Origin of the sequence: Amycolatopsis anabasis (assembly GCF_009765355.1) — a bacterium.
In the GTDB taxonomy this organism is placed as follows: domain Bacteria; phylum Actinomycetota; class Actinomycetes; order Mycobacteriales; family Pseudonocardiaceae; genus Amycolatopsis; species Amycolatopsis anabasis.
In genome coordinates, this window is sequence record NZ_VTHK01000013.1 from 146,985 (window position 1) to 158,376 (window position 11,392).

The 11,392-nt window shown below is 69.0% G+C and carries 10 protein-coding genes; 2 read left to right on the plus strand and 8 right to left on the minus strand.

Translation table 11 applies throughout. From position 1 onward, the window contains the following. Window positions 1-26 precede the first annotated feature (26 nt). From FXO23_RS19210 to FXO23_RS19245, 8 genes are all read right to left on the minus strand, one after another. Window positions 27-917 carry an oxidoreductase gene (locus FXO23_RS19210; protein WP_158886718.1) on the minus strand — a complete coding sequence of 297 codons (891 nt, stop codon included), beginning with the start codon at window positions 915-917 and terminating at the stop codon, window positions 27-29. Continuing rightward, a complete protein-coding gene (locus FXO23_RS19215; RefSeq protein WP_158886719.1) occupies window positions 917-2,440 on the minus strand; it encodes a flavin-containing monooxygenase in 1,524 nt (507 codons plus the stop codon). The genes FXO23_RS19210 and FXO23_RS19215 overlap by 1 nt, the downstream gene beginning before the upstream one ends. After that, window positions 2,398-3,975 carry a flavin-containing monooxygenase gene (locus FXO23_RS19220; protein WP_158886720.1) on the minus strand — a complete coding sequence of 526 codons (1,578 nt, stop codon included), beginning with the start codon at window positions 3,973-3,975 and terminating at the stop codon, window positions 2,398-2,400. The genes FXO23_RS19215 and FXO23_RS19220 overlap by 43 nt, the downstream gene beginning before the upstream one ends. A 139-nt stretch (window positions 3,976-4,114) precedes the next feature. Further along, complete coding sequence (locus FXO23_RS19225; RefSeq protein ID WP_246257538.1) at window positions 4,115-5,125, minus strand: alpha/beta hydrolase; 1,011 nt, start codon at window positions 5,123-5,125, stop codon at window positions 4,115-4,117. A gap of 80 nt (window positions 5,126-5,205) precedes the next feature. Beyond that, window positions 5,206-6,048, minus strand: coding sequence for an SDR family NAD(P)-dependent oxidoreductase (locus FXO23_RS19230; RefSeq protein WP_158886721.1), 843 nt, complete (start codon window positions 6,046-6,048; stop codon window positions 5,206-5,208). Then, window positions 6,045-7,586, minus strand: a complete 1,542-nt coding sequence (locus FXO23_RS19235; RefSeq protein WP_158886722.1) for a flavin-containing monooxygenase — start codon at window positions 7,584-7,586, stop codon at window positions 6,045-6,047. The genes FXO23_RS19230 and FXO23_RS19235 overlap by 4 nt, the downstream gene beginning before the upstream one ends. Continuing rightward, entirely contained in the window at window positions 7,579-8,508 is a 930-nt protein-coding gene (locus FXO23_RS19240; RefSeq protein WP_158886723.1) for an alpha/beta fold hydrolase, read from the minus strand. Before FXO23_RS19240 ends, FXO23_RS19235 begins: the two co-directional genes overlap by 8 nt. After that, the gene (locus tag FXO23_RS19245; protein ID WP_158886724.1) at window positions 8,505-9,413 is read right to left on the minus strand and encodes an AurF N-oxygenase family protein; all 909 of its coding nucleotides are present in this window, start codon (window positions 9,411-9,413) and stop codon (window positions 8,505-8,507) included. Before FXO23_RS19245 ends, FXO23_RS19240 begins: the two co-directional genes overlap by 4 nt. Before the next feature lie 289 nt (window positions 9,414-9,702). Here FXO23_RS19245 and FXO23_RS19250 point away from each other — a divergent pair, with 289 nt between their 5' ends. After that, window positions 9,703-10,530 (plus strand): MlaE family ABC transporter permease, encoded by an 828-nt coding sequence (locus tag FXO23_RS19250; protein ID WP_246257541.1) that lies wholly within the window; start codon window positions 9,703-9,705, stop codon window positions 10,528-10,530. Continuing rightward, complete coding sequence (locus FXO23_RS19255) at window positions 10,530-11,390, plus strand: MlaE family ABC transporter permease (protein WP_158886725.1); 861 nt, start codon at window positions 10,530-10,532, stop codon at window positions 11,388-11,390. The genes FXO23_RS19250 and FXO23_RS19255 overlap by 1 nt, the downstream gene beginning before the upstream one ends. The last annotated feature ends 2 nt before the right edge of the window (window positions 11,391-11,392 follow it).

Genomic DNA, 11,392 nt, shown 5'->3' on the forward strand with positions numbered 1-11,392 from the left:
TCCCACTTCCCCGGGCGAGCACACCGTCAACGTCGAAGGACCGCGAAGTCGTACCGCACGCCGGTCAGCTCCTCGGACAGCTCCCACAGCTTCCGCTGAACCTCGCGGTCGCGGGACGCCCGGTTGGACCGGACCCGGTGCGGATGCCCCCACATCTCGCCGGGCAGGTTCGGACCGGCGAACGAACCGCCGGGCAGATCGGGCTTGGTCGCCGCGTACAGCGTCGGCAGCGCGCCCCGCTCGGCGCTCTGCGCGAGGAACCGGTTCATCAGGCGCATCCCGAAGTCCTGGATCGACTCGGTGCGCCCCTGCAGGTTCGTGTTCGCGTATCCGGGATGCGCGGCCATCGAACGCACGTCCGAACCCGCGTCCGCCAGCCGCCGCTGGAGTTCGTAGGCGAACATCAGGTTCGCGAGCTTCGACTGGCCGTAGGCCGACCAGCGACCGTACCGCCGGGTGAAGTTCGGGTCGCTCAGCCGGATCCGCCCGATGCGGTGCATGAAACTGGACAGCGAGACGACCCGGTCGGTGATCCGGTCCAGCAGGAGCCCGGTGAGCGCGAAGTGGCCGAGGTGGTTCACCCCGAACTGGGTCTCGAACCCGTCCCGGGTCTGCCCGCGCGGCACCGCCATCAGGCCCGCGTTGTTGATCAGCATGTCCACCGGCCCGTCGACGCTGTCCGCGAACGCCCGCACCGACGCCAGATCGGCGAGGTCGAGCGCGCGCACCTCCACGTCGCCGGTCATCCCGGCAGCCGCGTCCTTGCCCTTGCCCACGTCCCGGCAGGCCAGGATCACCCGCGCCCCGGCCCGGGCGAGTTCCTTCGCCGCCACCAGCCCGAGTCCGCTGTTCGCCCCGGTCACCACGGCCGTCCGGCCGTGCTGATCGGGAATGTCCGCCGCCGTCCAGTTCGCCATCACGCCGCCCGATAGGTGTAGTCGTCCAGATCGAAACTACGGCTCCTGCGCCGGGCCTGCAGCACCGACGAGGGCCGGATGTAGGGCATGTCGCCCTGGGAGTTCACGTAGTACGTCCGCAAACCCTGGTTGAGCACGCCGAAGTAGTACGCGATGTTGCGCCCGCGCCGCCGCACGCCCGCGTGGTAGCGGTCGTGCGCGGCCTGGTCCACCTCGACCGCGGTGGCCCCGCGGCGCCGGGCCTCGGTGATCGCGCGCACCGCGTGCCGCGAGGTGATCTCGACCAGCGCGTGCCAGCCGGTTCCGGTCCACGAGTACGGCCCCACCAGCATCCACCGGTTCGGCAGCTTGGGCACGCTCACGCTCTCGTACGCCTGCAGCCGCCGCGCCGCGTAGAACTCGCCGAGGTCGAACCCGTCCCGGCCGACGATCGCGCCGGGCCGGTAGCTCTCCGGATCGGAGAACAGCTCGTACCCGGTGGCCAGCACGATCATGTCGAACTCGCGTTCGGTGCCGTCCGCCAGCCGCACGCCCTTCTCGGTGAACCGTTCGATCGGCGTGGTCACCAGGTTCGTGTTCGGCCGGTTGAACGCCTGGACGAACGTGTTGGACATGGTCGGCCGCTTGCCGAGCACGCCGTAGGCCGGGACCAGCGCCGCACGGGTTTCCGGGTCCCGCACCGCGCGGCGGAGGTACCACCGGTAGAACGCCCGCGCCCGCGAGTCCATCAACCGCATCGCCCGCGCGGCGATCGGCAGCGGCGAATGCACCGCGAGCCGCAGCAGCACCTCGACCCCGGCCAGCATCGTCCCGTGCAGCAACGCCATCAGCCCGGGGACCCGCAGCAGGAGCCGCACCGCGGGCGGGATCGCGAAGTCCGGTTTCGGCAGGCACCACACCGGGGTGCGCTGGAAGACGTCGAGCCGCTCGACCTCGGGCGCGATCGACGGGGTGATCTGCACCGAACTCGCGCCGGTGCCGATGATCCCGACCCGCCTTCCGGTGTGGTCGTAGTCGTGGTCCCACGCGGTGGGGCGCTGGATCTTGCCCAGGTAGTCCGCGAGCCCGGGGATCCCCGGATCCAGCTTGGGATTGATGAACGCGCCGACCGCGCTGATCACGAACCGCGCGGTGATCACCCGGCCGTCGCCGGTGTGCAGGTTCCACCGGTGCCGCTCGTCGTCCCAGACCTCGCGCACCACCTCGGTGTGGAACTCCAGATGCGGCCCGAGGCCGAACCGCTCGACGACATCGCGGTGGTACGCCTGCACTTCCGCACCGCGCGCGAACACCCGCGACCAGTCCGGGTTGCGGGCGAACGAGTACTGGTAGGCGATCGACGGGATGTCCACGCCGATCCCGGGGTAAGTGTTGTCGCGCCAGCTCCCGCCGATCTCCCCGGCCCGTTCCAAGATCACGAAGTCGAGACCGGTCTCGCGCAACCGGACCCCGGCCGCGATGCCGCCGGGCCCGGCGCCGATCACGACGACTTCGTGGTCGGGCTGCTGATCGGGCGCCGCCATTGCCGCTTCACCTCCCGGCCGTTCACCGGTTTCGCGGGCAGGGTCCGGTAGGTGTAGTCGTCGAGGGAGAACCGGCGGCTCTTCCACATCGCCTGGAACGCGGTCGTCGGCCGCAGCAGCGAGAAGTCGCCGTGGTGGTCGATGTAGTAGGTGTTCGCGTTCTCGCAGTTGTTGCTGAACAGCAGCGAGCGACTGGCCCGGCCATGGGCGAAGGCGAAGAACCGGTCGTTCGCCTCCTGCGTGACCTCGACCGCGGTCGCACCCCGGCGCTTGGCCTCGGCGATCACCCGCATCGCGTGGTGCGACTGGGTTTCCACCATCACGTGCCACGAACTCCCGGTCCAGGAGAACGGCCCGAAGATGAAGAAGCTGTTGGGCAGCTTGGGAATGCTCACCCCTTCATACGCCTGGACCTGCTCGGTCGCGAAGAAGTCGGCGAGATCGAACCCGTCCCGCCCCTTGACCGGCACCTTGCGGTAGTTCTCCGGATCGTTCGACAGCCGGAATCCGGTGGCCAGGATCAGCGCGTCGATCTCGTGGTGGCGCCCGGCCTGGTCCAGGATCCCGGTCGGCGTGATCCGCTCGATCCCGTCGGTCACCAGGTCGACGTGCTCCCGGGTGAACGTCTTGTAGTAGGTGTTCGACACGCTCGGCCGCTTGCAGCCGAACCCGTAGTCCGGGGTGAGCTTGCGCCGCAGTTCCGGATCCCGCACCTGCGTCCGCAGGTACCCGCGAATGGCCCGCTCACAGCGCCTGGCCACGAACGTGCCGGGTTTGCCGGACACGATCACGCCGACCAGCAGCACCTCGACGATCGCCGCGGTGACCCCGCGCACCACGCTCTGCGTGAACGGCGCCACCCGGAACAACCTCCGCAACCCGGGCGGAATCTTCAGGTCCGGTTTGGCGAACACCCAGATCGCGTGCCGCTGGAACACGCTCAGCTTCTTCGCCACGTTCGCGACCTTCGGCACCATCTGCACCGCCGTGGACCCGGTGCCGATCACCCCGACCCGCTTCCCCCGCAGGTCGTAGTCGTGATCCCAGCGCGAGGTCTGAATGACCTTCCCGCCGAAATCGTCGAGCCCGGGAATGTCCGGCCGCTTCGGATCCACGAACGCGCCCAGCGCGGTGATCACGTACCGGCAGGTCAGCACCTTCCCGCCACGCAAATGTATCCGCCAGAGATGCTCGTCCTCGTCCCACACCCGCGCGGTCATCTCGGTGTTCAACCGGATATATGGCCGCAGCCCGTACTTGTCGGCTACGCGATCGATGTACTCCTTGACCTCGTGGCCCTTCGGGAACACCCGCGACCAGTCCGGGTTCTTCTCGAACGAGAACTGGTAGGTGAACGAGGGCAGGTCCACGGCGACATCGGGATAGGTGTTGTCCCGCCAGGTGCCCCCGATGTCCGAGGCCCGCTCCAGGATCACGAAGTCCTCGATGCCCGCCTTGCGCACCGCGATGCCCGCGCCGAGCCCGCCGACACCGGCCCCGACGATGATGATCTCGTGGTCCGGGGTTTCCGTCATCGCGATCCTCCACAGTGGACGTTCATGGTGCACCCCGGGAATCCCCCAAAGTGGCTTTCGGTACCTTCAACGCCCCGAAAGCCGCATTGGGTACCTTGAGCGCCCCGAAAGCCACATTGGGGGAAATGGTGGCGGGGGATCATGGGGCGGCCTGGCGTAGGAAGGTTCCGATCTCGCGGATGGCGGCGCGGCCTTCCGGGACGAGGTCGGCGGCGGCCTGGAAGACGTGCACCTGGCGGTCCCAGATCTGCAGGGTCACGCCGACGCCCGCGGCGGCGAGGCGGTCCGCCATCAGTTCCGAATCCGGCAGCAGCATCTCGGTGGAACCCGCCTGGATCAGCACCGGCGGCAACTCGCCGAGGTCGGCGTCCACCGGGGAGAGCGCGGGGCCGGGGCTGCCGTCGACGAACACGCGCGCCTCGGTCTTCGCGGCGAGGTCGGCGACCGCGGACAGCACGCTGGTCGGGAACACCGGATCGAGGCTCGCGTTGGGGTGCTCGCACTTCCGGGCCGGGTCGAGGTCGGTGAGCGGGGAGAGCGCCACCACGGCGGCGGGGGTGCCAAGGCGGCGCTGGACAACGGCCAGCGCGACCTGGAAGGCGAGGAAACCGCCCGCGGAATCGCCCGCGACGACGATCTCCTCCGGTCGGAAACCCTGGTCGAGCAGCCAGCGGAAGCCGTGCACGCCATCGGTCACCGAACTGGAGATCGGCGCGCGCGGCAGCATCCGGTAGTCGACGGTGAGCACCGGGCACCGCCCGGCGGCCGAGATCTCGGACACCAGGCGCCGGTGGGTGCGCAGGCCGCAGCAGATGAAGGCGCCGCCGTGCAGGTAGAGGACGACCCGGTTCCCGGTCGCCTTCCGCGCCTGGATCCACTCCGCGCGGCAGTCCGGCAGCGCGACCGGCGCGCGTTCGGTGCCGGGTAGCGAACGCATCCAGAAGGCGAGCCGGTCGATCAGGCCGAACGGCCAGGGCAGGTGCGGGAAGCGGCCGTAGGCCACCAGGACCGGGCGCACGAAGACGCGCAGGAACAGCGCGAGCACGCGGGAGCGGCGGCTTCCCCTGCCCCGGTGTTCCACGACGGGAGGTGCCGGGCGCGCGGCCGGTTCGGTCGCCCTCTCCACGGCCTGGTCAGCCACGTCGGCCATCCCGGCACCTCCCGTCACGAGACGGAATGATCTGTCATTCCGCTTCATTTCTACCACTTCCCCGGTCGGCTTCCTAGGGTTCACAACCGGCCCAGACGGGAGCCGAGGGACAGCCCGCCCTTCGCGATCAGCGCGCTGAGCCGCTGGTAGCGGGCACCGAGCACGCGCGGCAGCGCGTCGAAGACGTACGCGTCCGGGCCGATCAGGATCCGGGGCTTGTTCCGCTGCACCCCGCGCAGGATCGTGCGCGCGGCCCGCGCGGGCGTGGTGAGCGCGATCCGCTGGAAGTCCCGGTCGGCTTTGTCCAGGCGTAACGCTCCCGTGGAGCGGGCGTCGCGGACGATGTTGGTCTTGATCCCGCCGGGGTGCACGCAGCTCACCCCGACCGGTCGCCTGTCGATGAGCATCTCCTGGCGCAGCGCCTCGGTGAAGCCGCGGACCGCGAACTTCGCCGCGTTGTAGGCGCTCTGCGTGGGCACCCCGATGAACCCGAAGACGCTGGAGACGTTCACCAGGTGCCCGTCGCCGGATTCGATCAGGTACGGCAGGAACGCCTTGGTGCCGTGCGCCACGCCCCAGAAGTTGATGTTCATCAACCAGTCCAGGTCGTCCCACCGCATCTCGTCGACGTTCGCGGACAAGGCCACGCCGGCGTTGTTCACCACCAGGTTCACCGCGCCGAACTCGCCCGCGACCTCGTCGGCGTGCGCGAGCACCGCGGTCCGGTCGGCCACGTTGACCTGGTAGGGCAACGCCTTCGCCCCCGCCTTCTCGCACAGCGCGGCCGTTTCGGCGACCCGCGCGAGGTCCACATCGGACAGTGCCAGCCGAGCCCCTCGATCGGCCAGTTCCAGGGCGAGGGCCCGGCCGATGCCGGAACCGGCTCCGGTGATCACCGCGACCTTGTCCGCGAACCGCTTCACCGCACAACTCCCGTCAAACTGTGTTCTCTGTCAGCATGTTGCCCCCGCCGGGAACCGATCAGCTCGAAGTCCGCCGGATCCGCCTTGCGCGTGCGCAACCAGTACTGCCAGGTGAAACCGGGCCAGATCGTCCGGTTCACCCCCTGGGAATCCAGGTACCAGCTGGTGCAGCCGCCGGTGCTCCACACGCCTTTCGCGAGCTTGCGCTGGATTTCCGCGTTGAACTCGCCCTGCACCTGGCGGCGGACCTCGAAGCCCGCGGCCCGGTTCCGCTCGACCATCCGGATCGCGTCCAGCGCGTACCGGATCTGCGACTCGATCATGAACACCACCGAGTTGTGCCCCAGTCCGGTGTTCGGGCCGAGCAGGAAGAACGAGTTCGGGAACCCGTTGACCGTGATGCCCAGATGGGTCTGGATGCCCTCGCGCCGCCACTGCTCGGCCAGGTCCCGGCCGCCCCGGCCCTTGATGTCGAGGTACTCGAAGGCGTCCGTGACGTGGAACCCGGTGCCGAAGATGATCGCGTCGACCGCGCGTTCCGTGCCGTCGGCGGTGACCACGCCGTGCTCCCGGATCTCGGTGATGCCCTCGGTGATCACCTGCACGTGGTCCCGGGTCAGCGACCGGTAGTAGGTGTTCGAGCCGAGCACCCGCTTGCAGCCGAGCCGGTAGCGCGGGGTGACCTTCTTCCGCAGCACCGGATCGGCGATCTGGCGGTTGATGTGCCGCTTGCCCAGCCATTCGCCCGCGCGCAGGATCGCGGGATGCCCGTTCATGCCGATCGCGAGGGATTCCGCGCCCCAGTAGACGACGTTGCGGTAAACGCGGCGCAGCAGCGGGACGCGCTGGAAGACGTTCCGCGCGGATTCCGGGATCTCCGCGTTCGCCCGCGGCATCACCCAGGGCGGCGTGCGCTGGTACAGGTGCAGTTCGGCGACCTGCTTGGCGATCTCCGGCACGAACTGGATCGCGCTCGCGCCGGTGCCGATCACCGCGACCTTCTTGCCACGCAGGTCGTAGGCGTGGTCCCACTGCGCGGAGTGGAACGTCTTCCCTTTGAAGGTGTCGAGTCCGGGCAGCTGCGGGATGTTCGGGATGTGCAGCGCCCCGACCCCGGCGACCAGGAACTTCCCGGTGAACTCGCCCGCCTTGGTACCGACTTGCCAGCGGTGTTCGCGGTCGTCCCAGCGCGCCGAGGTCACCTCGTGCCCGAACCGGATGTGCTCGCGCAGCCCGTACTTGTCGGTGAGCCGCTTGAGGTAGTCCCAGATCTCCGGCTGCGCGGAGAACGTCTGCGACCAGCGCGCGTTCGGTTCGAAGGAATACGAGTACATGTGCGACGGCACGTCACAAGCGCAGCCGGGATAGCTGTTGTCCCGCCAGGTGCCGCCGATCTCGGCGGCCTTCTCCAGCAGCACGAAATCGTCCCGGCCCGCCTTCTTGAGCTGGATCGCCATGCCCAGCCCGGAAAACCCGGTGCCGACGATGACGATCCCGGTCTCCTCGGTGACCTTCCGAGCGGCCGTGCGCCTAGCCATGTCGCCTCGCTTTCCGATCCGCGGCCGCCCGCAGGAGACCTCCGATCCGCTCGGCGACCTCGGCGGACCGTTCGAACGGCAGCATGTGCCCCGCTCGCGGGAAGAGGACGAAATCGGCGTCCGGCAGCGCCCGCGCGATCCGGGCCAGGTGGCCGACCGGGGTCAGCACGTCGACCGCGCCCGCGAGCACCACGGCCGGGATGTCCCGGAACGCGGCGAGCGCGTGGTACCGGTCGTGCTCGTAGAGCGAGTACCGGATGCCGATCATGCTCGCCGGATGCGAGCGGGCGAACTGCTTCGCCGCCCGGGCCAGGTCGTACCGGCTCGGGTTGCGGCCGAAGAGCACCAGCCGCAGGACCGCCGTGCCGTAGCGCCGTGAACGCGGATCGCGCCGCACGAGCCAGCGGTTGACCGGCGCCTCGATCCGCTGACCGGCGGTGAACAGCTTCGGCGGGACGCCGAACGTGTTCGAAGACAGGTCACCGGAGCTGGTCGCCACGAACGCGACCCCGGCGACCCGGGCGCGCACCAGCTCGGGGTGCCGCTCGGCGAGCGCCATGATCGTCATACCGCCGAGGGAATGCCCGGCCAGCACCAGTTTCCCGGTCGGCGCCCGGTCGGCGAGCAGTTCGGCCAGATCGTCGGCGAGTTGCTCGATCCGCGCGGTCCCCGGCGGCGCGGCGACCGAGCGGCCGTGCCCGCGGTGGTCGTACCGCAGCACGCGGACGTCCGGGCCGAGGTGCGAGACCACGTCGTCCCAGGATTCGTGGTCCATCATCCAGCAGTGCACGAGCACCACGGTCACCGGCGCGTCGGCCGGTCCGGACCCGACCACGCGCAGCGCGGAGCCGTCGGCGGTCACGAAGCGCCGCGGATCGGGCCTGGGTTCGGGTGGCGCCGGGACGGCGTGCAGCGCGGTCATTTCCGGCCCCGCGGCAGCAGGTTCGAGCGGCGCCACAGCGCGGTGGTCAGCCAACCTTTGATCATCCCGGTCTCGGTGAAGAAGTCCACCAGCCGTTCGGCCATGAACTGCGAGGTCCGCTGGTAGTGCGGGTTCCGCAGCGCGGCCTTGCGCCCCACCCGGGGTTTGATCCCGACCGCTCGGTAGACCTTGGGGTGGATCAGCATGTAGGCCACCGCGTTCGCGGCGATCGCCAGGATGACCCGGTTCAGCGCGAGCTGGAACCGGTTGAGTTTCTCCGCGCTGCGCACGAGTTCCTCACGCGCGAAGCCGATGTGCCGGGCCTCCTCGAGCACGTGGATCCGGTTGAGCATCCGGAAATGCGGCTGGATGCGCTCGTCGGCCATGTTCTCCCGCTGGCCGCGGTCCAGGATTTCCTCGATGAGCAGGGCCATGCCGTAGCTGACCGGGCCGATCGGGATGAGCGAGATGAACCGCAGCGCCTTCGCGGCGAGCCACGGCTGCCGGTACGCACGGACGCCGGTCTTGCCGATGAACTTGCCGAACATCGTCGAGTGGCGGGTCTCGTCACCGATCTCGGTGAGCGTGTACTGCGCGTGCGCGCTGGCCGGGTCCCCTTCGGCGACGATTCGCAGCAGCAGGTGCATCAGCGCGACCTCGGCGTAGATGCCGTAGCTGACCATGCTGACCGCCTCGTGCTTGCCCAGTTCGAGGCGCTGCTCGGGGGCCATCCGGTCCCACAACTCGGTGCCGTACAAGGAGATCCGGTGTTCGGGGAGATAGGGCGCGCCGTCGAGCATCGGCTCGCCCCAGTCGATGTCCACCTGGGGGTCGTAGAACTTGTTCGCCGAGGAGGTGAGCAGGCGCTGGGCCGTGCGCTCCTGGTTCGCGGCGGTCCTGGTCATCGTCGACACCACCCTGCCAGTACTTGGTACCTCAGGTATCCGTTACTGACGAGTTACTATCCATAGGCCGCCCGCGAGTGTCAACACTCACAACGAGGCGCGACAGGACCAACGACCTTGTCGCCACAATGGAGTAACGCGCATCACACCCACTCGTTGTACCTTGATGAACTCGCGAGTAGGTAGCACTCAGCGAGCACGGGCGATGACGGTGAGCACCTTCAACGGGGAAGGGGTGTGAAATGACAGCCGCCCTTGTGAATGACGTGTCATTCTGTACGCTGCGACTGTGGCGCAGGACACGATGAAGCAGGGATCGCTCGCTGAGCTGCTGGTTTCCCGCGCGCTCCAGTCGTGTGCGACCGCGGGGAACGTGCTGGTGATGTCCGTGACCGTGGGCGCGAGCATCCTCACCGACATCCCGCGCCGGCGGTTCCCGTGGCGGGAATTCGTCCGCCAGGCCTGGTTCATGGTCAGCGTCTCGGTGATCCCGACGATCCTGGTCGCGGTGCCGTTCGGCGTGATCATCTCGGTCCAGGTGTCCAGCGTCGCCCAGCAGGTCGGCGCCAGCTCGTTCATGGGCGCCGCCAACGGCCTCGGCGTGATCCAGCAGGGCGCGCCGATCGTCACCGCGCTGCTGCTGGCCGGGGCGGTCGGTTCGGCGATCACCTCGGACCTCGGCGCGCGCAAGATCCGCGAGGAGATCGACGCGCTGGAGACCATGGGCCTGTCCCCGATCCGTCGGCTGGTCGCGCCGCGGATGGTCGCGATCGTGCTGGTGGCCATCGTGCTGTGCGGGATCGTGGTGTTCACCGGGGTGGTCACCGGCTACTTCTTCAACGTGCTGGCCCAGGGCGGCACGCCGGGCAGTTACGTCAGCTCGTTCGCCGCGTTCGCCCAGCCCAGCGACCTGATCCTGGCCGAGTTCAAATCGGTGCTGTTCGGCGCGATCGTCGGCGTGGTGGCCGCGCAGAAGGGCCTCACCGCGCAGGGCGGGCCGGGCGGCGTCGCGCACGCGGTGAACGCGGCCGTGGTGCTCGCCGTGGTAATCCTGTTCGGGGTCAACGTGATCATCACGCAGATCTCCAACGTCCTCTTCCCGTCGAGGATCGTGTGATGGCCGTCGGATCGCGTTACCAGGCGCCGCCGGTCCGGGTGGCCGAGCGGGTCGTGCGGGCCCCGTACCACGGGCTCGCCGGAATGGGTCACCAGGCGACCTTCTTCGTCCGCGCGATCGCGGCGATTCCGTTGACGCTGCGGCATTACCGGGCCGAGGTGTTCCGGCTGCTCTCGGACATCAGCTGGGGCAGCGGGGCGATCGTGGTCGGCGGCGGCACGGTCGGCGTGATGGCGCTGCTGTCGCTGTTCACCGGCGCCACGGTCGGCGTCGAGGGGTTCAACGCGCTGGACATCCTCGGGCTGGCGCCGCTCACCGGTTTCGTGTCCGCGTACGGGAACACGCGCGAACTGGCGCCGCTGATCGCCGCGATCGCGTTCACCGCGCAGGCGGGCTGCCGCACCACCGCGCAACTGGGTTCGATGCGGATCTCCGAGGAGATCGACGCGCTCGAGTCGATGTCCATCCGGCCGCTGCCGTACCTGGTGACCACCCGGATGCTCGCCTCGTTCCTCGCGATCATCCCGCTCTACCTGCTCGGCCTGGCCGGGAGTTACCTTGCCACGCAAGGGGTCCTGAGCATCGTCTACGGCCAGACCAGCGGGACCTACCTGCACTACTTCCACCAGTTCCTGGTACCCGGCGATGTCGCGCTGTCGGTGCTGAAGGCGGCCTCGTTCGTGGTGCTGTCCACCCTGATCCACTGCTACTACGGCTACTACGCCTCGGGCGGGCCGGAGGGCGTGGGTGTCGCGTCCGGGCGCGCGATCCGGGCGAGCATCATCGTGATCGTCGTGGTGGACATGCTGATGACCCTGGCGTTCTGGGGTTTCGACCCCGGCATCCGGATTTCGGGGTAGCG